Origin of the sequence: Paenibacillus sp. FSL R7-0210 (genome assembly GCF_038009085.1) — a bacterium.
In the GTDB taxonomy this organism is placed as follows: Bacteria; Bacillota; Bacilli; order Paenibacillales; family Paenibacillaceae; genus Paenibacillus_AQ; species Paenibacillus_AQ silagei.
In genome coordinates, this window is the sequence record NZ_JBBPAR010000001.1 from 1,838,235 (window position 1) to 1,861,232 (window position 22,998).

At 45.1% G+C, this 22,998-nt stretch carries 23 protein-coding genes; 16 read left to right on the forward strand and 7 right to left on the reverse strand.

Annotated elements, in window-relative coordinates:
- The first annotated feature begins 300 nt into the window (after positions 1-300).
- The 3 genes from MKY64_RS07925 (at position 301) to MKY64_RS07935 (ending at position 6,000) form a co-directional block, all read left to right on the forward strand.
- Entirely contained in the window at positions 301-1,341 is a 1,041-nt protein-coding gene (locus MKY64_RS07925; RefSeq protein WP_340952107.1) for a hypothetical protein, read from the forward strand.
- Positions 1,342-1,620: 279 nt separating this feature from the next.
- On the forward strand, positions 1,621-3,048 hold the full coding sequence (locus MKY64_RS07930; protein WP_340952108.1) for an RES family NAD+ phosphorylase: 1,428 nt from the start codon (positions 1,621-1,623) through the stop codon (positions 3,046-3,048).
- Between the two features lie 357 nt (positions 3,049-3,405).
- Positions 3,406-6,000, forward strand: coding sequence for a hypothetical protein (locus tag MKY64_RS07935; protein WP_340952110.1), 2,595 nt, complete (start codon positions 3,406-3,408; stop codon positions 5,998-6,000).
- 168 nt (positions 6,001-6,168) lie between these two features.
- Here the strand turns inward: MKY64_RS07935 and MKY64_RS07940 are convergent, their stop codons facing one another.
- Genes MKY64_RS07940 through MKY64_RS07950 form a run of 3 tightly spaced genes read right to left on the reverse strand, consistent with a single transcriptional unit; the run spans position 6,169 to position 8,066 of the window.
- Entirely contained in the window at positions 6,169-6,726 is a 558-nt protein-coding gene (locus MKY64_RS07940; RefSeq protein WP_340952112.1) for a hypothetical protein, read from the reverse strand.
- A complete protein-coding gene (locus MKY64_RS07945) occupies positions 6,723-7,118 on the reverse strand; it encodes a toxin C-terminal domain-containing protein (protein WP_340952114.1) in 396 nt (131 codons plus the stop codon). Before MKY64_RS07945 ends, MKY64_RS07940 begins: the two co-directional genes overlap by 4 nt.
- 42 nt (positions 7,119-7,160) lie before the next feature.
- Positions 7,161-8,066: a hypothetical protein gene (locus tag MKY64_RS07950; protein WP_340952116.1), complete on the reverse strand. Its 906-nt coding sequence runs from the start codon at positions 8,064-8,066 to the stop codon at positions 7,161-7,163.
- A 602-nt stretch (positions 8,067-8,668) separates the two neighbouring features.
- Here MKY64_RS07950 and MKY64_RS07955 point away from each other — a divergent pair.
- Positions 8,669-10,174: a zinc ribbon domain-containing protein gene (locus MKY64_RS07955; protein WP_340952118.1), complete on the forward strand. Its 1,506-nt coding sequence runs from the start codon at positions 8,669-8,671 to the stop codon at positions 10,172-10,174.
- 173 nt (positions 10,175-10,347) lie between these two features.
- Here MKY64_RS07955 and MKY64_RS33390 read toward each other — a convergent pair whose 3' ends face one another.
- Together MKY64_RS33390 and MKY64_RS07960 are read right to left on the reverse strand one after the other, a co-directional pair.
- Positions 10,348-10,431: a putative holin-like toxin gene (locus tag MKY64_RS33390; protein ID WP_445321839.1), complete on the reverse strand. Its 84-nt coding sequence runs from the start codon at positions 10,429-10,431 to the stop codon at positions 10,348-10,350.
- A gap of 346 nt (positions 10,432-10,777) precedes the next feature.
- The gene (locus tag MKY64_RS07960; protein WP_036733564.1) at positions 10,778-10,972 is read right to left on the reverse strand and encodes a hypothetical protein; all 195 of its coding nucleotides are present in this window, start codon (positions 10,970-10,972) and stop codon (positions 10,778-10,780) included.
- Positions 10,973-11,200: 228 nt separating this feature from the next.
- Here MKY64_RS07960 and MKY64_RS07965 point away from each other — a divergent pair, with 228 nt between their 5' ends.
- Complete coding sequence (locus tag MKY64_RS07965; protein WP_339249064.1) at positions 11,201-11,458, forward strand: hypothetical protein; 258 nt, start codon at positions 11,201-11,203, stop codon at positions 11,456-11,458.
- Between the two features lie 75 nt (positions 11,459-11,533).
- Here MKY64_RS07965 and MKY64_RS07970 read toward each other — a convergent pair whose 3' ends face one another.
- The gene (locus tag MKY64_RS07970; RefSeq protein WP_340952120.1) at positions 11,534-12,481 is read right to left on the reverse strand and encodes a hypothetical protein; all 948 of its coding nucleotides are present in this window, start codon (positions 12,479-12,481) and stop codon (positions 11,534-11,536) included.
- Between the two features lie 189 nt (positions 12,482-12,670).
- Between MKY64_RS07970 and MKY64_RS07975 the strand changes: the two genes are divergently transcribed.
- From MKY64_RS07975 to MKY64_RS08025, 11 genes are all read left to right on the forward strand, one after another.
- Positions 12,671-13,054 (forward strand): hypothetical protein, encoded by a 384-nt coding sequence (locus MKY64_RS07975; protein ID WP_209869367.1) that lies wholly within the window; start codon positions 12,671-12,673, stop codon positions 13,052-13,054.
- A 146-nt stretch (positions 13,055-13,200) separates the two neighbouring features.
- The gene (gene rplS, locus MKY64_RS07980) at positions 13,201-13,545 is read left to right on the forward strand and encodes a 50S ribosomal protein L19 (protein ID WP_036701215.1); all 345 of its coding nucleotides are present in this window, start codon (positions 13,201-13,203) and stop codon (positions 13,543-13,545) included.
- A gap of 256 nt (positions 13,546-13,801) precedes the next feature.
- Positions 13,802-14,422 carry a signal peptidase I gene (gene lepB, locus MKY64_RS07985; protein ID WP_036733573.1) on the forward strand — a complete coding sequence of 207 codons (621 nt, stop codon included), beginning with the start codon at positions 13,802-13,804 and terminating at the stop codon, positions 14,420-14,422.
- Between the two features lie 38 nt (positions 14,423-14,460).
- A complete protein-coding gene (gene ylqF / locus MKY64_RS07990; RefSeq protein WP_036733575.1) occupies positions 14,461-15,324 on the forward strand; it encodes a ribosome biogenesis GTPase YlqF in 864 nt (287 codons plus the stop codon).
- Positions 15,325-15,690: 366 nt separating this feature from the next.
- Complete coding sequence (locus MKY64_RS07995; RefSeq protein ID WP_339314898.1) at positions 15,691-16,308, forward strand: ribonuclease HII; 618 nt, start codon at positions 15,691-15,693, stop codon at positions 16,306-16,308.
- A gap of 167 nt (positions 16,309-16,475) precedes the next feature.
- Positions 16,476-18,776: a hypothetical protein gene (locus MKY64_RS08000; protein ID WP_340952122.1), complete on the forward strand. Its 2,301-nt coding sequence runs from the start codon at positions 16,476-16,478 to the stop codon at positions 18,774-18,776.
- Entirely contained in the window at positions 18,773-19,075 is a 303-nt protein-coding gene (locus MKY64_RS08005; protein ID WP_036724639.1) for an EscU/YscU/HrcU family type III secretion system export apparatus switch protein, read from the forward strand. Before MKY64_RS08000 ends, MKY64_RS08005 begins: the two co-directional genes overlap by 4 nt.
- Positions 19,072-19,458, forward strand: a complete 387-nt coding sequence (locus MKY64_RS08010) for a YraN family protein (protein ID WP_036724640.1) — start codon at positions 19,072-19,074, stop codon at positions 19,456-19,458. Before MKY64_RS08005 ends, MKY64_RS08010 begins: the two co-directional genes overlap by 4 nt.
- Before the next feature lie 268 nt (positions 19,459-19,726).
- Entirely contained in the window at positions 19,727-20,008 is a 282-nt protein-coding gene (locus tag MKY64_RS08015; protein ID WP_083677976.1) for a hypothetical protein, read from the forward strand.
- 34 nt (positions 20,009-20,042) lie between these two features.
- Entirely contained in the window at positions 20,043-20,552 is a 510-nt protein-coding gene (locus MKY64_RS08020; RefSeq protein ID WP_036724641.1) for a metallophosphoesterase, read from the forward strand.
- 210 nt (positions 20,553-20,762) lie between these two features.
- Positions 20,763-22,460 (forward strand): YifB family Mg chelatase-like AAA ATPase, encoded by a 1,698-nt coding sequence (locus tag MKY64_RS08025; protein ID WP_340952126.1) that lies wholly within the window; start codon positions 20,763-20,765, stop codon positions 22,458-22,460.
- Between the two features lie 104 nt (positions 22,461-22,564).
- Here the strand turns inward: MKY64_RS08025 and MKY64_RS08030 are convergent, their stop codons facing one another.
- Positions 22,565-22,993 (reverse strand): organic hydroperoxide resistance protein, encoded by a 429-nt coding sequence (locus tag MKY64_RS08030; protein ID WP_036724643.1) that lies wholly within the window; start codon positions 22,991-22,993, stop codon positions 22,565-22,567.
- Between the last annotated feature and the right edge of the window lie 5 nt (positions 22,994-22,998).

Sequence of the window (22,998 nt, forward strand, 5' to 3'; positions counted from 1 at the left end):
GTAGAGCACGAGAAGAGATTATGAATGTGATATGTGAATAATTAATATGTGATCGGACATTGACTACAGGACTTAAAGAAGGGAAGTATGATTAACTTGTGCTTGGGTATGCATAGATAAAGGACTTGTTAAAATTTGTGTCGAATAATAATTAAATGGCCTTAATTGTCTTTGTGCTGAACAACAGCTGGTAGGGACCATTTACATATTATGATGCTGCGCCTAGCTTAAGTAATAATTGATTATAATGAAATATATCATGTATATGGAGCACTATATTCTTAAAAAGGGGAGAAGCACTTGGATGTAAATAATATATATATTCTAATATTACCCTATGTAGTAACTTTAGTTACAGGTGCTATAGGAGGGCAAATCTTAAATCACTTAATTATAGGAAAGCGAGAAAGAGTTAAATTAAAGCAACAGAAGAAATATAAATTTTATTTACCATTGTATAGCTTAATTAATTTGTACTTTGAGAGGAGTACTTCATATAGGGCAGATACATATAAGAAAAATATTACAAGCTCTGACAACAGAGAAGAGATACTGAGAATCATTGAAGCCAATATTGATTATGCAAATGGCGAAGTGTTAGAAGCTTTTTATTTAGTTAAAAATTTGAGATATTACACAGATATTGATGGAGCCCAAGAAAGAGAACTAGAACATCAATTGTTTTATAAAATATTAAAAGGCTACTATATTATGGAGAACAAGAGATTAGACATTAAAATAACTATTTTATTTTTCCAAATATACTTGCTTACTTTAAATATGAAACTACCTAATCCGCATGAAGCACTTACTAATAAATCTCTAATGGATAGAGATAAACTAGGCAATTATTATTCGCTTAGTGACTTTGAGAAAATTATGGTTACGACTTATGAAAGAAAAGAATTCTTTCTGAAGAAACTTCTAGAAAGAGTGTCTATTGATAATAATAAAAATAATCTTATAAATCATTTTTTTGTTCGCAGTTTAAATCTAGTTGACCCAAAGGAGCATGACAATAAAAAATATATATTCAAAATTTTGAATGATCAAGAAGTTGGAGATGTATCATTATCTGTTTTTAATAGGCAATATTTAAGAAGCCAAATACTAAATGACATTTGTTTTTCTTATTTTTATAAACAGGGAAAGGAATTTAAATATTATAAAAAAGAATATGATTCTCTTCCTCGTGAAAAAAAATTAGCTTTTGAATATTTTGAAGACGGAGGTTTAATCAAAATCACCAGACAAGAGAATTTAATTTCTATTAAACCTACTATAAAAGCTATAGATGATTATGAAAAGTATTTACATAATATTAAGGTGATACGAAAATGAAGGGGGCAAATTATGATCGGTTTGATTAAAGAACAAGACGGTATAATCAAATTCTAAAGTCAATAATATGGTGTTTCTATAATGATTGTAGTTGGAGTGAACGGGCAGGTACTAAAAAACTTGTTGACTTGATATAAGAAAGTTGTTTCTGAGCGTGTTTCCCTTAAAAAGGAAACACGCTCTATTTCGGTTGAGATTTAAAGACAATTAACTTTAGAAAAAGTGGTATATTTAGATTACAATATCAACCATACTTAAGATAAGACGGGAGAAGAAAAAATGTCTAACCGAAATAATAACGACTCTCCGCAACAGCAATCTCAAGCAAAAAAAACTGGTACTAAGGGGAGCGAATTGACAACAGCCGAAAAAGTCTCGCGTGGTGCCACAAGTGTAAAGTGGAGGGAATTGACGTCTGTCGAAAAGGCTTTGCGTGATAGAAGAGATGTAAAGTGGAGTGAACTGACACCAGCCGAAAAGGCCTTGCGTGATATCAGAGATGTAAACTGGAATGAGCTTACACCAGCCGAAAAAGCTTTACGTGATGCCACTAACGTAAAGTGGAGCGGATTAACATCAGTCGAAAAGGCTTTGCGTGATAGCAGAGGTGTAAATTGGCATGAGCTCACACCAGCCGAAAAAGCTTTACGTGATGCCACTAACGTAAAGTGGAGCGAATTAACATCAGTCGAAAAGGCTTTGCGTGATAGCAGAGGTGTAAATTGGAATGAGCTCACACCAGCTGAAAAAGCTATACGTGATGCTGCTAATGTTATATGGGGTGGTTTGACACCAATAGAAATTGCCATGCGTGGTATTGAAAATGTCAAGTGGAACGATCTTACACCAAGTGAAAAAGCTCTGCGTTACCCCTCAGATGTTAAGGCAATGAATAAAATTGCTGATGCTGGTAGCACTATTCAGAAAGCACATGTAATTTTTACTGAACGCTTGGACAATTTACCGAAGCATTATAAATACGTTAATTCTGAGATGCAACCTTTAAAAGAACAACGTATGACTATAATATCTGGAAAAAATAATGAACCTGCGGTATCTGTTGAAGAGCTACAAAATGCATTTGGATTACTGGATATATTAAAAACGGTTTCAGTAGAAGAGATGACTAACTTTGTTAGTCATCTTATCCGTTACCCTATGTTGGCATTGGAACATAAAACAGGAAGATTAATTCGAGATATTGTTAAAGAACTTGCAAAAAAATGTCAAGTAACAGGATCTTTATTCCGTTGTCGTCCTCGGGAAGTTAATGATATGATGCCTTGGACCGAGTCTGAAATGTGGGAGGCTCCTTACGGTTATAGTTCTCAAGGTCGATTTAATACGGCGGGAAATGGAGTCCTCTATCTTTCCAGAAGCCAAGATACAGCCATATTAGAAATGAAACAACCAAAAGGAGCTATAATAGATGTCATGAAGCTTAATTTTGATGCGGAAATAAAGCTTATTGATATAACGAAATTTGACATCCCGTTGTTTCAATATTGTATGTACAAAGCATCTAACAACACAAAAATAAAAAAAGAATATTTAGTCTCGAATTTTTTTGGGCAGTGTTGTCAAAGAGAGAAGATACATGCTATCAAGTATAAAAGTGTTTTTTCACATAATATCAGTAATTATGTTTTCTTTGATTATATGAGGGAATGGTTTAACTATGAATCCTCGGCCACTATTATAACTTAAAGTTAAAGTAAGTTTGACCATCAATGTACAACAAGTGTGAAAAACTGGCGGGACTTTTATAGTGATCTAAGTAGTAGGAGGTACTTTCTCTATACTGGTAAAGAATAATAACCTCCGCGAAGTTTCACGGGGGTTTTTAAAATAAGTTGGATGTAAATGATTGGCTCCTAAAAGTTTACAGTTGCAAGAATTCATAAAAGAAATTCTCAAAGATAAGTTCATGTTGGGCTATGGATTTTAACTGCTAATTTGAATTAGATAATGGATTGTGGTACAACATGTGCTAGTAAATTGGAATGTGTTATACTATATATAGATTGTGGTTATTAGGAAAATAATATGAAACCGAGGTGTAATATGTCCGCTAACGGAAAATACTCGACTCAGGAAAACGTGAATGAAGCTTACTGGCGGGATTTGGGTGTCAGATTTGATGCCTTGAACGAAATGAGCTCCCAACGGAAGGAAGAGCATTTCAAGTCCATACTGGATGCTTTATCTGGCGAAGACCTGATAGAATTGGCCGCTGTAGCGAGTATTCCACTGACGGATAAAGAAAGTAAGGAGCAAATTCAAGAGGATCTACTTGCCGCAAGTGAGGCTGAGCGGGATTTGCTCATCTATCTTCGTGACTTTCAAAACAGAAGAAAAAAAGCAATAAATTATTACTATGAGCATAACTCCAGTCCAAATGAGTATATAACCCCATTTGCGCGGCTACGTCACATTTACGCTCAAGGAACATCTCATCTCTTTTCCATTTATACATATCATTTGTGGGACGTACGTGGCTCTGGTGATACGTTCATCTTGAGTATGGGAATATCTAAACAATTATCTCGTCAAATTGCAACAGAGGCTGGATTCGAGAGAACACTTCAGGACAAATTATTTTATGCTTCTGGTGAAAAAAATAATTACCGCATATTCTCATTCTCTATTGTTGGGGACCATCGTTATATTGTATTGCTGTACAAACAGGTGAACGACACATCTATCCCTGACTTTAAGGAAGCTGTTCGAAACCAAGAAGTCAGCACTTTGCTTTTTGAGCTAAACACGGTGGCCAAAACTTTGGAGATTAAATCGGCGTCTCATACTGAGGTGCGAGCAATTCGAGAATACGCGGAAATGACCTTAAAAGATGTATTTGAGCCCGTTAAGCCTGAGATTTTTAAAAGTTATAACAAGAACGTATTTCTTGAGTCTATTTTAAACGGGAAAACGGCAAGCGGAAAATCTGTTGATGATTTTCTTGTAGAAAAGGTAGTTTTTCGCGGCAGCCCACTTAAGAATTCGCCTGAAGTTACTTTACAATTAAAGAATATTGATATTTGGCCCTCTGTCATTGAGGCGCATTATCAAGGCAGTGTAGATGTAAAGAGTATTAAGGACTTGGCAAGTTTGTCTTTTAAATCAGTAGGTACAAGCCGAACCATCCGTTCTCGAGTTATGGAAAACGGTAATGTTGTTTTTACTATGGACAACAGCAGGATGGATCGTGAAAAGCTGGAAGCAATAAAAGAAAAGTTCAAATTAAAATTCGGAATTCCTCTTTACCAAGAGATCTCAAACGAACAGTTTGAGGACGGTAAAGCGGACTTGATTGATTATGTTATGGGGCAGTCAGACCCTGGGAAACACACGGAATATGACGTGAAGGAGCTACACGACAGACTCGTCTTAGATAAGCTATTAGAGGTGAAAATAGAACGTATGGCGGTGTGTGAAAGCGGTTTACACACGGTCAAATTGAATGATGACGAAGTTCCAGCAGAGTGTGTATCGTGTGAGACAGAAATGCATTTGCACCTTATCAAAACAGTTGAGATAAGTCTCAAAAATGTAAAAAAGCGGGTTAAACAACTCTTGGATTTGTGGTGTGGAGGAGAACAATGGGCCTTATTACCAGATGGTATTATGACCCACAGTGGAATTAAGCACCCAGTATTTAAGGTTGAACGAAAGTCCGACTATAAAAGACTTCAAATTTTGGTGATCGATCGTACAATTAACGCTACCTTGTTAGAAAAACTTTGCAAGATGTTGACACCTACAATTATCGTGGCTGTTGGACAACAGGCCAAATTTGTCGAAAGGTTTTCACGTGATTGCGTACAATTGATTCCCTTTGGAAAGCTACATGTTCTGCAAGATCATGAATCGGAGAGATTTTTTAATGAAGTGTATGCAAGCTTGGAATTACGAGAAAAAGCCTATGTGGCATCTGCGGCAAATAAAGCACACCATTCTATTCTTAAGACCCTATGCGAGCCTTCTGACATTGAGGAAGCTTACGGTTCTTCGGATCTTGAGGACGATGCCTACGCGATCATAAAGGATATGTTTCCTAACGCAGTGAAATGGGGCAAGGAGCAAAGCGGAAAGGCTGTACCCGAAGGCGTGTTCACGATTTCCTACTTGCCCCAAAAGGGAAGTGCACCTACACTGAAAAACCTTGCTTTTTCCTACGATGCCAAGTTCACGCGTGATAATGTAGGATATCCCTTGGGTATAGAGGAGCAGCGGAAGGCATCTGACTATGTTAGGTTACTCAATGACTCGGATTTGATTTCGTCATATGGGAACAAAAGAGAGCTTAGTGCGCATGTCTTTATTTACAATCGGTTCTCCGAAGCTCAAATTGTAGGAATGAAGAATTACTTCGAGGAGCATCTGTCAGATCTATACACCGCGATTCCCGTATTTATTAAAACCGATGTGCTTGCACACTTACATGCCAATTATTTAGAATTTCATGAGCATGTTGCAAACGCAAAAAATTATTTCTTGGGTTGGATGATTAATGTACTACTTAATAAGGATGGGATCGTTACTAGAGAACATATTGACGGCATTTTTGCAAATCTTGCACGTAAATCAAACTGGGAAACCGAGATCATCGACATGCCGCTTCTGACCCAGGAAATTACAAAGAAAAATGCAATTTGAGAATTTGGTGCTAATTCAATACGATCAATTTTCAGTTTATTTTATTGATTGAAACGTTAAAGGTGAAGGTTAATGTTATGAACAATGGTTGGAGTCGGGGAGGGTGTCTTGATTTTTTTTCTCCCCGTACTCCAACAACATATTAAGCGAATTCGTGTTCTTAAATATTTAATCAATATAAGGTGATATACAGTTTTCTATATACAATGAAGTGTCGGTCAAAATTTCTTTAATAAGAGGAGTGCAATCTATGTTGCATCCAATATACATATAAAAATCAAAACCAAAATGAACAAAGAATAAATCATTATACTCTAATTTGCACCATAAATGATCACGAAGTATGTATCTACACAATTGACGGGTTTGTTTTTCATCAACTATGGTTTCATCCTTGATTGTTGTAATAAAGGTTTCTTGGTCAGAAGTGTGTTTAAAATATGGGAACTGATAATGCTTATGTTCTAGCTCAAGCTCATTATGTATATACTTTTCAAGGTGTGTTACTTTCAAATATGGTATCTCAAGATAACTGATGAAAAAAGAAACGGTATTTACATATTTGCTCTCAATTTTAATATAATCATTGAATGTTAGGATTTCGCCGTTAAATGGTTTTCCAATATCTGAAAATGAGGTCCAATCTTCTTTCATGAATTGATCGTGATTATTTCGATATTCTGGATTATATTTTGTAATTCTCCAATTATATTTAATTGATCTCACTCCCCAATTCTTGTAAGTAAAGCATCGTAAGTTCCCATCCTAGTTTGCTTACTCGTTAATTTAGAAGCAGATTTAGCCATCTTCCATGTGCCGCCAATGTGTGAGTCTATATCTTGGACGATAAAACACGTTCCATTTGTATAAATTGGTTTTGATTTTAATGTATCATTTGTTATTGTAAATCCTAAATATCTGGCTAATTGATTCGTTTCACCATTACGTAAAGGCGGTGTCTTTCTATTCGATTGCGTAGGCAATGCATTTGAATAGTAAAAGGGAATAAAATAATTAAGTATTAAATTTACTGTAGTTTTAAATATATAACTAATTTTGGCTGGTAGAGTAAATAGCTCAAAGCATGGAGGAGACTGATTTTTTACTAAAATGGTCATAATAAGGCCTCCGCAAATTATTCTTTGTATAATTTACAATTGTTATGATTTTCTTTTATTCGAATTATTGCTTTTACTTATTTTTTTCTGCAATGTTGAAATGTCTTTCATAAATATAATCTTTTTTAGATCTTCTTTAACGCTACTTTTAGAATCAATGCTTTTTAAAAAATTCTTTAAACTATATAGTGATGTATATCTCCCTTTAAAAACCCAGACGCCATTCGCAATTTTATAGGTAATGTCATTGTCTAAATCCTGTACTTGAACCATTAAGTCGTAATTTTGTATATCCTCAATAACGCCCGCTCCAGTTAGAAATTTTACTATATTATAAATCCTCTCATCATCAATATTTTTTGATCTTTCGGTAGCTACGTTTAGTGATGTGCCGTTACTATTACCATGAACCAATAAATTGAAAATAAAGCTCTGAGTATCTTCTTTAAATTCATGAATATTATCAATGCAATACGATATTTCATTCAATTCTTTTTGAACTTCCTTTTTTGAGTACTCACAACCTTTAAGCCATTTAATAAATCCTTTAGCCGAAGAAAGGTCGATACTAGTTTCGTTCTCTCTGAGATAGTCTTGGAAGCCTTTCACGATACTATCTACAACTTTCTTACTTGATTTTTTGATATTATTTTCATGATCACTTTTCATTTTTATTAGCAATTCAACTGTGTAGTGTTTAGGTTTGCGATCTATAATTCTATGATGTTTTCTACACATAAACATAACGTTAGCCGCACCATTTCTTTCTTTGTCAGTTTGTTTCGGATTATACCTTGGCCCATCAGAACTTTCAGCTTCAATATGTGCTAGTTCACCAAGGAAAAGACCTTCTTGTTCATCGTAAATAAATTCATCACATCCTGGAAATGCACACTGATTACCGCTCTTTAAAGCCACATTTCGGGTCACTTCTTTATTTGCTGGCATTTTCAATCTCCTTGTTCCTAATATTGTAACTCCTACATTATATTATAAGGGGAATGTAACTGGTGTACAATTGCGCGAGGGAGTACTATACTCTTTTTACTACACAAAAATAATAAATAAAGCTACCGTAAAGACGGAAAATAAGACAATTTAGATATATTGAACTCGATTAAGTAAGAATATAAAGTGTGTAATACGAAAAAACGATAGGAAAGAAATTATTTTATGCTTACATGTAGACGATGTGGTGGGGTACTTACTGTTATAAGAATTGAGATTCCTCCTGAAAGCTTAACAAAGCAAGAACGATTAATTTATGATCGTCTTTGTGATGTACAATGCTTGGAATGTAAAGAAATATACTATTCACAGCCGTATGATTATGGTAAGCCTATCAATGCCGTTCGGAACATTGAATAGATTGACTCACTAAAGGTACTCTGAATAATTATATCAGAGTACTTTTTGTTTTTGGATGATACTATTTTACATAAAAATCCCCGATTTTTTAACAATTATAATTCTATATTGGAAGGAAATACGTCGTCCTATGGCGAAAATCAATACTTTAGAACCAGAATATGGACACAGGAGCTAATTTCGTGGAGCGAGCAGTAATGCTTGGTGAACTTGTAAAAGAAGTTTTAGGACCTCGGCAAGGGGCTTATGAATCTCTTCCTCTTGATATGGACCCTAGAAATGAATATATAGTGGGGGTACTTGGTCCTAAAGAAGCCAAAAACGAACGTGATATAGATGCTGAAGCAGAGTTAGTTGATAATGAAGACGGAGAAATGGGTGAGGATGAAAAAATTGATACCACTGAAGCAGTCATTTCTGGTTCTCCGTCACTTGATCCAAAATCTCTGCCAAAATCAATGGGGTTTTCCTTTATAGTTAAAACGACTGGTGATAACCCTCAATTGGATGTCTGTTTTACTTGGGCAAAGTATTATTCTAATGGGCAGGAGTGGACAAGACAGCCTTACTTTCATTATGAATTATTCAAGGTTGGTTCCTCATGTCATTCGGTAGATAAAGATAATACAAACGTTGCTTTTTTTATACGTTCTTCTTTTTTAAGAGAAAATCATTATAAGGTGTCGGTGTTTCTTGTTAACAGCCTGGTTCTGAACTCAGAGATTAAACCGTCTACCCCTGATTTTATATTTCAGCCTGAGATCAGATTAAATATTGTAGCAGATTGCGAAATTTGTCCTATTGAGGATAACCAAATAGAGTTTGATGATTCCCAAGAAAGTATAGAGGAAGCATCACTTAAACTTCTTTATAAAAATAGAAATGCTTACGCAAGAGGACACCTTGTTGGGGTTACAGTTAAAAATACAACAAACAAACATGTTGGAAATCAAAAATATCATTATTTACTGAAATCGCTCCTGAAGTGCGCACATTGTGGTCGGTCCTGGGATGCAACAACATATTCAGGACGAGCAGACAAAGACACGGGGCTCCGTGAGAAGTACAGATGTTATCGCTGTCCAAACTTAAATCCGAAAAAGTACGGACCAGAATTAAGTAAATGCCCGAGCCAAATGATACGGGCAGAACTACTCGAAGAATTTGTTTGGAGTGAAGTTACTCGATTTGTTACTGATCCAGAGTATTTTATTAAGCACATTCAAGGTAGGAATGAAAGTGGCATTGACGACATTAGGGAACGGATCAAAATCATACAACAACAGTTGGAAACAAAGGAGAAGGAAAAAGAGAAGTTGAAAATCATGTTCAAGCGGGATGTTATTACTGAAGAAGAAATGGTGCGGGAAATGAAACAAATAAACAATGAAACGATTGTCCTAAATGATGAACTCAACAGGTACAATAATCATATTGCAGCACAACAAAAAGAACAGTTAGAGACTGAACATATTTTAAATCTTGTTAACCAGATTAGCGTAAAGCTAAGCAACCCTGATGATATAGATTTTGATTTTAAACGGCATATTATCGAAATGCTGTTTGAGCAAATATTGATCAAGTGCGAAGATAACAATGAAATCAGCATCACTTCGGTAGGTACCTTCGATAAACTTCTGGGCAAGAATGACGTGCGACTTTGTTCACAACGTCAATTCAAACTGTAATACAAAGGTGTAATACATGTATTACAAAGTAAAACAAAACGTGATATACTATAGTCAACAAAAAGAGCCGTGCGGTCAACACGACTCCCCTGCGCAATAGAGCCGCTTTTAAGGGCGGTCAGCTTTAGTGGAATGACGGATACAAATAGACCGATTCCTAACCGGGGCGCGGTCTATTTGCGTTTATGGAATGAAAGTATTAGAACAACCAGAGTCGCAAATGAGATCATTAGCGTTAAAGTGTCTTTAACTTCCACAAGGCATCCCTCCCTTCTAGAGAGGTAGCCGACACGCCCCTATAAGCCTATTCTATTGCTTCTGTGATTATATCATATTTTTAGATGAGTGGCAGATATTACCACTCTTTTTTGCGTTGTTTTAAAGTCAAAAAAGGTATGAACACGTATACCACAAGACAAGTTTTCAGATGTGTTTTTAGCGACAAAAAGAGTTGAGCCGTCCAATTAACATTACAACACAAACAAACACTATTAGTATTGATGAGACGTTACAAATAACTTACATAAAAAAACACTTCCGTCAGCGTAGCACGCTCTGTAGGAAGTGTTTTTATTTTGAGGATAAGACCCATGTGCGGTTAAGCTAGAACCTGCCCCTGTCACCATCCCGGCGGGTAAGCATGATGACTCCCGTGACCAGTGAATACAAGCCAACAACCATGAGCAATACAATGGCCCAAGTATAATTGCGCACCGTGTAGGTGAGCGAAGCGAAGATGATAAACCAGGCGATCCGCAGTACTCCTTCATTAATAAAACGTCTGCCTGCTGTACTCATGATTCCTGCCTCCTTATGGATTGTAGAAGATTGTTCACAACCGTAAGCGGTTCATTGATTTTGTTACTTTAATATTACCCCTTTTTACACAAAATTGATACACAATGTTCACAAGTTCTTCAATTCACAACTATTTTACATATAGACAATTGCTGCGTGACGATAGCCGTTACCGGCTTATCCCTCCCCTCATAAGATACAGAACCACGATTAAGGAGGAAACAGCAGATGGAAGCTTATTATAATTGTCTCCATTGCAAGGATAAGCGTGTACGCATTATGACTACTGACGGCAAACGCCATGAAGGAATTATTGTAGATGTGGACCGGAATAATGTGTATCTGAAAACAAAAGGCAATGGCAGAATGCAAACTTCGGCCTTCTATCCGGGCGGTTCAGGAAACTACTATGGCGGACACTATGGTTACGGAAGTCAGATCCTTACCTTGAGCCTGTTCACGCTTCTGGCGATTGCGTTAATCTGACGATAGCCTGAACAACACAAAAAGTGGGCTCCTGGAAGTCAGGAAGGCCCACTTTTTGCGTGACTATAGGATGATCTAATTAACAGATATGGCTCCGATCTGCGTGGTTAACGATACCAGCGGACCGCCGCCGTTATAATCCTTGGGTATACCGTTGTCGGCGCCGGAGATGTGGCCGAGCTCACTGCGGGCTTTGACCGTACATGCGGTTGATGCTGACAGATCGGCGGAGATTCCTCCAATATCGCTCTTGGCCTTGAGGCTGCTGCCCTGCTTCATACTGGATACCCCAAGCTCAATACTCCCCGTATTTGACTGCACACTGGACTTGCCTGTGAACACGGTGTCTTGAAGGATGATGCTGCCGACATTGCTGTTAATCTCAAAAGTCCCCTCAAGCCCGCGGAGCTGGACGGTGCCTACATTATTATCAATCTCAAACCGGTCAACGGTCTCTGGAATCCCGATTACATAATTAATGCTGAAGTTGGAATCCCCATACTCATGCTGCGCCCATTCCCAGAGATTCCTCTTCGAATTGCCTTCACCATGAGCAGAGACGATTAGCGCGTCTCCTTTATGTTCAATAGAGACTTCCGTATGATCCAGCACTCCGGATACCAGCTTGTGGCCTGTCTGCTCATGGACAATGACGGTGGCCTGCACTGTGATCTCATCACCTGAAGCGGGTACTACTTCAACTTCCCCCACCGCATTATCTAGCTTAAGGACGGAAGCCGAAGCAATCGGCAGGGAGGTGGAGAACTCCCGGCTGACTCCGCTAGTATTCATCTGCTCTTCAATCATACCTGCTGTGTTCTGGATGGCGTCACCGACAGCAGCACTGGCATCGCTGAGACTCTGCTTCACGGCTTCTGCCGCCTCCTGCTTGAAGCTGCCGGAGATCGTCTGCTCCAGTTGGTTATCTGCCGCTTCCTTGCCGGGAAGCTCCCGGCAGCCGGTAAGTGCAATAGAAAACACGGCCATGGCTGCAATAATTGCTGTACTGTGATGTTTCTTCATTATATAGGCCCTCCTAAAGGCATGATTATTTGCTTATGTATACTCAGTATTATATATTATGGGAAAACACTGGATAACAGCCTGGCGGCGGGTTGTTCTACTGGACTATAGTCCAGGAAGCTTAGCTACTACATTTTAGAGAGGCATTATGGTACACTGTCGTTAGATGAAGGACCGGAAGAATGAAATGTGACAGCTGGAGGGCCGGCACGGAAGCAGACCCAGGAGACGGTCTGTTTACTATTTGGACTGAACAAGTCAGAGGGGCGGATGAGCCAAATGCAGTATGCAGCATTCCTGATCGTTGTGTTGGTGGGTGCAGTTGTCTATACCGTGTACCGCAGCCGGATAAGCCAAGAACAGTCTGAAGCGCCGAAGCAAGGGAAGGCCAGTAATGTGATTTCTATGGAAGGGCACCGTAAGGCCAAGCAGAATGCTGCGGATCAGCAGTGCTCCTCCTGTAAGAAGAAGAACGGCAAGCTGATTTTTTATGCCCAGGATGACGGAAGTGTGGTCGGACTCTGCAAGGATTGCAAGGTGAAGGCGAAGAAACGGGATATGCTGCCGCTTTAAATAATAAATATATGTTGCATGAGCCTGTCTTTTATGATAATATTACTTCTGTTGTGTGGAATACGGTGGTCCTCTGCGGATAATGAGGGAGAGCAATGGCTCTCCGGAAGAGGCAAGAACACCTGTACGGAAGGAGGAAGTCCTTAATGAATATCCTACAAGCAATTACACAAGAGCAACTTCGTAAAGATATCCCGAGTTTTCGCCCGGGTGACACTTTGAAGGTGCATGTAAAAGTTATCGAAGGAACTCGTGAGCGTATCCAGCTGTTCGAAGGCGTTGTAATTAAACGTCGCGGCGGCGGTATCGGTGAGACTTTTACGGTTCGTAAAATCTCTTATGGTGTTGGTGTGGAAAGAACATTCCCAGTCAACTCCCCTAAACTCGAGAAAATCGAAGTGGCTCGCCGTGGTAAAGTGCGTCGTGCGAAGCTGTATTATCTTCGTGACCTGCGCGGTAAAGCTGCAAGAATTAAAGAAATTCGTCGCTAGAATAGTGACAAAGGAAAGGGGCTTGAATTCAAGCCCCTTTCGTTTATTTCTTGTGATTAAAGAATTGTGGATCCCCGCAAAGTACCTGAGTAAGCACGAAGTTAAAGCATCACTTTGTGGGGTTTTTAGACATATGTGCCTTAGGAACAGCTTCTCCGAAAAGGCCTCCTGAAGGAGTAATCGCGGGGGAGTTTTTGGCAGGAGCTTTTTTGTATTGTATAGTGGAGATAACAACTGATGGAGAGGACGGTGAACTATGCAGCAGGATTTGCAGCAAGGGCAAGGCGAAGTGATTGATTCTAACGGCCAGAGCCCCCGGAAGCCAAAGAATGAAGTCCTGGAATGGATTAAAGCGATAGCGATTGCATTGGTTCTGGTTATTCTAATACGCTGGCTTTTGTTCAAACCGTTTATCGTAGACGGCCCTTCCATGAAGCCTAACTTCCATACCGGAGAACGTGTGATTGTTAATGAAATTCTCTACGATATCCGCAAGCCGGAGCGCGGGGAAGTCATTGTGTTCCATGTGCCCTCTGAGGGCCGGGATTTCATTAAGCGTGTCATTGGTGTGGCAGGCGATACAGTCACAGTTGAAGGGGATGTCGTTACAGTTAACGGAGAGCCTGTGAACGAGACGTATATCCAGAGCGCGATTGATGATGCGCATAATAACAACATCTTGTACAACAATAAGAACTTCCCGAATGAGCAGTTTACGGACAACAAGGTGCCGGAAGGCCATGTGTTCGTAATGGGGGATAACCGCTCTGACAGTACGGACAGCCGGATGATCGGTTATGTGCCGCTGGGGGATATTGTCGGCCGTGCAGACCTTATTTTCTGGCCGGTGAAGAATATCTCATTGATAAATCATTAATTATTTTAAGCTGACAGAAGTCAAAGGAGGTGACGGCATTGGCCATTCAATGGTTTCCTGGTCATATGACGAGGGCTAGACGGCAAATCGAGGATAAGCTGAAGCTAATTGATGTTGCAATAGAACTGCTTGATTCCCGTCTGCCGATCTCGAGCCGCAATCCGATGATTGACGATATTTTGCGGGACAAGCCAAGGCTGATTATTCTGAACAAAGCGGATCTGGCCGATCCGGAAGCTACACGCAAGTGGCTGGCTTACTTCAAGGCGCAGGGTCATGTTGCCTATCCGGTAGATGCTTCTACTGGCACCGGGATTAAAGAAATTCCGGAGCAGGTGAAGCTGCTGCTGAAGGACAAGATCGACCGGCAAATTGCCAAGGGCATGAATCCGCGTGCGATGCGGGCACTGATTGTGGGCATTCCCAACGTAGGCAAATCGACTCTCATTAACCGGATGGCTGGAAAAAATATTGCGATTACCGGTGACCGTCCGGGGGTTACCAAGGGCCAGCAATGGATTAAGACCGGCGGCAGTCTGGAACTGCTGGATACGCCAGGGATTCTCTGGCCGAAATTCGAGGACCAGACGGTAGGCTATAAGCTGGCAGTAACCGGGGCCATTAAGGAAGAGATCCTGAATATTGAGGATATCGCTTATTATGCGGTGAAGTATCTGGTGAAGGATTACGGAAGCCGGTTCCAGGAACGCTTCGATATCAGTAAGCTGCCGGAGGACTTAGAGAACCCGGACGAAATCGTGGCTGTTATGGAAGCAGTCGGGCGTAAGCGCGGTTGTCTGATGAGCGGTGGCCGAGTAGATCTGGAGAAGGCTTCACGCGCGCTGCTGCATGAGCTTCGTGCAGGGAAGCTTGGACGTTTCACGCTGGAGACACCTGAATAGTAGAATGTAATGTGGAATGGAAGAGCCATCCGTGAATGTGGGGTGGCTCTTTTTTTGCGTGTAGGTGGGGAATAGGGCGGCGTAGCAGATGTGATGTATGAAATGCAGGAATGTTCTCGTTTAGGCAGCTTGAGGGAAGAGAAATGCTGTTATTCATACAACTTTTTTGGATTTGCGCAGTATTAATGAAGGGATTGTTGTATTCAGTGCAGAATTTTAAGATTCTGAGACTGGGATTGGATGGAAATGAGTGCAAGTTCGAAGTTCTTATGGAATTCGAATTCTGTCATATATTCGTAGGAAGATCATAGATGTAGCTTACTTTATTTTTAATGGGCAGGTGGAGAGACAGTGATTGAGATCGATATGCTTGGGTATGAAAAAGAAGGCTGGGGACAATCCTTCCGTCACATCGCAGGTGTGGATGAAGTGGGGCGGGGCTGTTTGTTCGGAGATGTGGTGGCCGCAGCGGTAATTTTGCCGGCTGGGCTGATTATTGAGGGTGTGGATGACTCCAAGAAGCTGACGGCCAAAAAGCGGGATGCTCTGTATGAGACCATTATGGAGCAGGCGCTGGCGGTAAGCTTAGGGCATGTGGAGGCGGCGGTGATCGATGAAATTAATATTAAGCAGGCTTCGCGTCTGGCGATGCGCCTGGCGGTAGAGGGATTAAGCCAGCAGCCGGACTATATGTTGATTGATGCGGAGAAGGTGGACTTGCCCTTGCCGCAGCGTGCCATCATTAAAGGGGATGCCAACAGCCAGTCGATTGCTGCCGCCTCCATTGTAGCCAAGGTGACACGTGACCGGCTCTGTGAGGGCTTGTGGGAGGAATTATACCCGGATTACGGGATCAAAGTACATAAAGGATATGCTACCAAGCTGCACCGTGAACAGATCAAGGCACTGGGTGTAACTCCGATGCACCGGCGCAGCTTCATCGGCAATATTCTTGCCGAGCAGGAACAGTTGTCTTTATTCTAAAAATATAAGAATGTATGGTTTCACGTCTACATTATCCTTCTATTTCTCGCTGAAACGGTGCCGTCCTCTAAAAGGATGGCATAGCAGTTTCCACTTGGCGTATCATCCCGATAATCACAAATGAAGGCGAAATACCGATATAAATAGAAAGAAGGGAGGCGGACAACATGAACATTGGATCACTGGTTCGCGGTTTGCTTGGCGACAGCAAGGCGGGGGATGCCAAATCTGTAGAGCTTAAGGAAGGTCAGGTTGTTCGCGGCGTTGTGCTAAGCGTATCCGATTCCGGAAAAGAAGCTGTGGTGCAGATTCAGGGAACGCCGGTACGGGCTGAACTGGAAACACCGCTGGCAGCCGGTCAGACGCTGAACCTGCAGGTGGGTGCACCAGGAGAAGGCGGCTTGCCGGTGCTTAAGCCGGTCTCTCTGGGGGAGGCGGCTATGGTCTCGCCGCAGAGTATGGGCGAGGCACTGGAGTCGCTTGGACTTGCCAATTCCAAGGCGGGACGGGAGATTGTTCAAGCGATGCAGGCCGGAGGGCTAGCCTTCACCAAGGAGACTGCAGCGAAGCTGGACGCAGTCATGAATGCCAAACCTCCCGGTGTCCCTGCCTCAGAGTGGCTGGAGGCGGCTGTAATATCAGTGAAGCGCGGTTTGCCTGTAACGGCTGAGACGGTGAAGGGGCTGCAGCAGGCTGTATTCGGACCGAAGCTGCATGATCTGCTGGCGAAGCTGGAGACTGCGCTGAACGTCTGGGTGCAGCAAGGGGAAGACGGCGATGGATCAGGTCAAGCTGCGGGGAATAGCAGACCTGCGGGTGGGCTGCTGGCAGGCGGAGCCAATGCCGGTCTGGCTGGTAATACTCCAGCAGCCGGTGCTCTTCCGGGAGGAGCTGCCGGGGTGAATACTCAGGCAGGAGTAACCGGTAATGCGGGGACTTCGCAGGCTGCTGGCAGTGCCAACGGACAAGCTGCGTTAGTACCGACGGGAGATGCGGAGCCGGCAGGAAGCGGGAATGCGGTTGGAGCGCGAGAAGGTTCTGGGAATACGGCTGGATCGGGTGCTGTAGCGGGAACGCGTGGCGAAGGAGCGGGGAACGCAGCTGGAGTGCGCGAAGGAGCGGGGAACGTGGCAGGAGCGCGTGATGGTGCGGGAATTGCGGCTGGAGTGCGTGAAGGTGTGGGGAACGCAGCTGGAGTGCGAGAAAGCGCAGGGAACGCGGCAGCGGTGCGTGAAGGAGCAGGGAACGCAGCTGGAGTGCGCGAAGGAGCGGGGAACGTGACAGGAGCGCGTGATGGTGCGGGAATTGCGGCTGGAGTGCGTGAAGGTGTGGGGAACGCAGCTGGAGTGCGAGAAAGCGCAGGGAACGCGGCAGCGGTGCGTGAAGTAGCGGGGAACGCAGCTGGAGTGCGAGAAAGCGCGGGGAACGCGGCAGGAGTGCGTGAAGGTGCGGGGAACGCAGCTGGAGTGCGAGAAAGCGCAGGGAACGCGGCAGGAACGCGTGAAGGTGCGGGGAACGCAGCTGGAGTGCGAGAAAGCGCGGGGAACGCGGCAGGAGTGCGTGAAGGTGCGGGGAACGCAGCTGGAGTGCGAGAAAGCGCGGGGAACGCGGCAGGAGTGCGTGAGGGCGCGGGAGTTGCCGCGCAGGCGCAAAGCGCTGCGGGGCCGGCCCTGCTCGCGAAGCTGCAGGGCGTGCTCTCCGAGCTGCGCGGCACTCTGCCGCAGCTCGCCGAAGCGCCGCCCGCCTCCGGCGCGGCGGGCGGCAGTGCAACCCCTGCGGCGGCGCAGCCGCAGGGGGAACCCGCCGCCACCCAGGGGACAGACCCCTGGGTGGGGCGGATCTTGAAGCTGCTCGGTGCGGAGCACGAGCAGCAGATCCTGCGCGGCGGCGGGGCGCACACCGCGCAGGCAGCGTCCGGCGGCGCAGAAGATGCCGCCGGTACGCTCAAGGGCGTGCTGCTGCAGGTACTGGGCAGCAGCGAGGCCCCGCCCGCGGTGAAGGAAGCCGCGGGCCAACTGGTGCAGCAGCTTACAGGCCAGCAGCTGCTGCTGAATACAGACCGCACCGCGCCGTTCGCGCAGGTGACGATGTTCCTGCCGTTGCACGGTCCGGATGGCCGGGAGACGGCCTCTGTCCAGATCCAGTCGCGGCGCGGCAGCAAAGGGGAGCTCGACGCGGCGAATTGCCGCTTGTGGTTCGATCTGGACATGAAGCAGCTCGGCCAGACGATGGTCGATGTGCAGGTGGTCGACCGCATCGTCAGCCTGAAGCTGCATAACGATGAACCTTGGGTACTGGAGCTGCTGGAGGGCCGCCGCGAGGAGATGAAGGCAGCGGTCGAAGGCATAGGCTATCAATTGTCCAGCCTGCGTACGGAAGCATTGCCGGAACGGAGCGTGGCCGCTGCTGCGGTGAAGCCGTCCGATTATGCTCCGCAGGAGTACAAAGGAGTAGATTACCGCATATGAGTGAGTCTGAGCAGAAGGTTCCGCAGAATCTCAAGAAGGCAGTGGCGCTCAAATATATTCCGGGCCAGAGCGATGCGCCAGTGGTTGTCGCTAAGGGGCAAGGCTCGGTAGCGGACATCATCCTGCAAAAGGCAAAGGAAAACGGAGTAGCGGTGCAGGAGGATGCGGCGCTGGTAGAAGTGCTGTCGAAGCTCGATCTGGACCAGCAGATTCCGCCTCAGCTCTATCAGCTGGTGGCTGAGATTCTCAGCTATGTATACCAGAGTGACCGGACAGCTGGTGAACGGAGACAGAAGTGAGCCATAACGGAGACGGCAGAACCTACACCCGTCAGGAGAAAGGCGCTGCTGCCGAGCAGGCGGCCCGAATGTATCTGACTTCGCGGGGCTACCTCATCCGGGATTATAACTGGCGCTGCCGTAGCGGAGAGCTGGATATTATCGCGGAGTATGAAGGCGCTCTGGTCTTCATTGAGGTGCGCAGCCGGAGCGGCTCAGCCGTGCAGGGCACTGCGGAGGAATCGGTCGATGCACGCAAAATCCGTCAGGTGAGAGAGACAGCCCGGGTCTACCTGCACATGCAGGGACTGCAGCCGGCTGCAATTGCTTTCGATGTGATTGCTGTACAGCTTCAGCCGGATTTAAGCATCGCCTCCCTGCGGCATCTCCGGGAAGTCTTTTAGCTGTCTCTGTTTTGCAAAAACCGTGTAAAATTTAACAATTATCCTTGACAGATGCCGGACTTCATGGGTCATTTCTCAAAAGAAGTGGGTAAACATTAGTGTAACTTTTAATGCCACCATGAGGAGGGCTGCCGGAATGAGGAATCAATCAATGAATATACAGGTAAGCTTTACTTGCCAAAATTGTGAGCATAATATAGTAGCGGAACTTGGCGCAGAGCCCTTATCCGTTGTATGCTGCAGTAATTGTAATAAGACATTTACCGTTATGCGGCCTGCAATAGCGGAAGAGATATTGATTGACTGGGAGAATGAAGCGTTATTCCACAAGATGCGTGCTGAGAAAACCCAAGACAGCAATAGCAGCCTCTTGTCACTGGTCATCAATGTGATTGAGCTGCTGACCTGGCGTGACAAGGGTAACGGCCAAGTGGAGGCCATTAAGGAAATGCGTAAATGGCTGATCGAACACGAGGAAGCTCCGCCGGTGGCGGAATTAATACAAATGGATGTGAACCGGCGCGGAGCCAAACGGAAGTGGAATGAATAAGCAATCCAGCACTTAGCGAAAGCGGGGAGCGATCTTGTCCAACGTATTTTTTACCTCAGATCATCATTTTGGCCACAAGCTGATCATTGATTTTGAATCGCGGCCTTTTGCCAGTGTGGAAGAGATGGACAAGGTGATGGTAGCGAACTGGAATGCAGTCGTAAGAGAGGAGGACACGATTTTTCATCTGGGTGACTTTTCTTTCAGGAATCAAGAGGATACCCGTAGCATTGTGTCTGCCCTGAACGGGTACAAAATACTGATTCTTGGCAATCATGACCGTGGACGCGGACGAGGCTGGTGGCTGGAAGCCGGATTTGATGAGGTCAGTGAGTATCCGCTGATATACAAGGAGTTTTTTCTGCTCTCGCATGAGCCGATGTATATGAACAAGCATATGCCTTACGTGAATGTGCATGGTCATATTCATGGACAGAAATATGAGGGCAATCATCACTTTAATATTTGTGTGGAGCACTGGAATTACACCCCGCTGTCCTTTGAACAGATAAGGGATTCGGTGGTAGCCAGCGAAGAAGGCTGAATAAAATGATTCTTTGGTCATAGTTGCATATTTATGCAAGACGATTAAAAGCTGATTTTTGTGCAGCACTATATGCGCAATAACCTTGCATGTTGTGTAGGGTTTTAGTTATACTGAGTGTAATTGAGCTTACGGAAAAAGAGGAAGCACCTTTTTTCCTGGAAACGAACGCCCGTTGCGGGTGTATTTCTGGAGAAGAGGTGCTTATTTGTGTACGGAAAAATGCATAGCGCATGCCTGTATGGCATTGAAGGTGTAGTGATCGGAGTGGAGGTGGATCTGGCTAACGGCTTGCCGCAGACCCATATTATCGGCCTGCCGGATTCGGCAGTCAGGGAAGCGGTGGAGCGAGTACGGTCCGCCGTCAAGAATTGCGGTTACAGCTATCCCCAACAGCGGGTGACGATTAATCTGGCCCCGGCGGACCTGCGCAAGGAGGGCTCGGCGTTTGATCTGGCGATTGCCCTGGGGATACTGACGACCAGCGGCCAGCTTGTTATGCCGGAAGCCGGGCAGATGCTGCTGATTGGTGAGCTTGCGCTCGACGGAAGTCTGCGGCCGGTAAATGGGGTATTATCCATGGCCCAGGCTGCGCGGCAAGCCGGGATTCATGCTGTTCTGGTACCGCCCGGCAATGCGGCTGAAGCTGCGTTGATCGCAGGAATGAAGGTGTACACTGCCGGGCATTTGCGGGAGCTGCCTCAGCCTGGTCAGCTTCCTCCGCCGAATCCGATTGAACAGTCTGAAGCAGCCGGATCAGACTTGCCCTTGCCGCAGGCTGATTTACCGTTTCCGGTATCGGTATCTGTAAGCGCTGAAGCGACCTCCAGGAAGCGTCCGCCCGTTCTGGCGCTGTCCCTGGACCATTTGAGATACCATTCTGAGCCAGCGCAGAATATTCCCTCCCTGCTTGCGGTGAAGCAGCCAATGAATGAAGATTACAGCGATGTTATCGGCCAGAATCATGTGAAGCGTGCCCTTACGATTGCGGCAGCGGGAATGCACAATATTATTCTGATCGGCCCTCCAGGTACGGGGAAGACTATGCTGATTAAGCGGTTACCCGGAATTCTTCCCGATCTTAACGATCAAGAATCGCTTGAGGTGATGAAGATATTCAGTGCTGCCGGGAAGCTTAGGGACGGAGGGAGCGGGTTGCTGCGTGACCGCCCGTTTCGTTCACCGCATCATACCATCTCGGCAGCCGGATTGATCGGCGGGGGCGGAATTCCGAAGCCGGGGGAGGTTAGTCTCGCACACCGCGGTATTCTCTTCCTGGACGAGCTGCCCGAGTTCTCCCGGACTGTGCTTGAAGTGCTCCGCCAGCCGCTGGAGGATGGGGTTGTCACCATCAGCCGGGCTCGGGCATCCTTCACCTTCCCTGCCCAGTTCCTGCTCGCTTGCTCCATGAATCCCTGCATGTGCGGATTTCTTGGTAGTGGCAACACGCATCAGCGGTGCAGCTGCAGTCCGGCCAAAATCGCCCAGTACCGGCGCAAAATCTCGGGCCCGCTGCTGGACCGGATGGATATGCAGGTTGATGTGCCGCATCCAAGAGAAGGCGACAGGAGTGTACCTCCGGTCTCGACGGCACAGATGTGCTCTCAGGTTCTGCGGGCTCAGGCGATTCAGGCGGAGCGGTATAGCATCCTGCCGATCTCCTGGAACAGCGAGCTGTCCGGGGCGGCGCTTCGCCGTTATGCTGCACTGCGGCCGGAAGAGGAGATGCTGCTGGACAGTATTCTCGAGAGTCTCGGGCTCAGCATGCGGGCGCATGACCGGATTATTAAGCTGGCCCGCACGATTGCCGATCTGGAAGCGGCGGAGGAGATTGGCGCTGCGCATCTGGCCGAAGCGGTCCAATACCGCAATCTGGACAGGCAGGTCATGGTGGAGGAGGAAGCCTGACACGCCAAAACCCCCGTCCGGGGCCGCCGGGCAGGGGAGGGCATGCTGAAACGGTATCGTCCTTTAAAAGGACGGCAATGCCGTTTCCACTTGTGAAGCTATTCTTACAGCACGTTCAATTCTACTTCGATGTTACCACGGGTAGCACGGGAGTAAGGACATGCGCCATGAGCTTCTTGTACCAGCCGTTCAGCGGTCTCACGGTCAACACCCTTGACCAGAACATCCATCTTCACGGCAATGCCGAAGCCGCCGTCTTCCACTTTACCGAAGCTGACGGTAGCCGTTACTTCAGAGCCTTCGATCTTTACCTTGCCCATACGTGCAACCATGTTCAGTGCGCTGTCGAAGCAAGCGGAATATCCGGCTGCGAAGAGTTGCTCAGGATTCGTGCCTTCACCGCCGGAGCCGCCCATTTCGCGTGGTGTGCTGATCGCAAGATTCAGCTTAGGGCTGTCGGATTCAATAGAACCCTGTCTGCCGCCTACGGCTTTTACTGTTGTTTCGTACATTTTCTGTTGGATGGTCATCATATTAA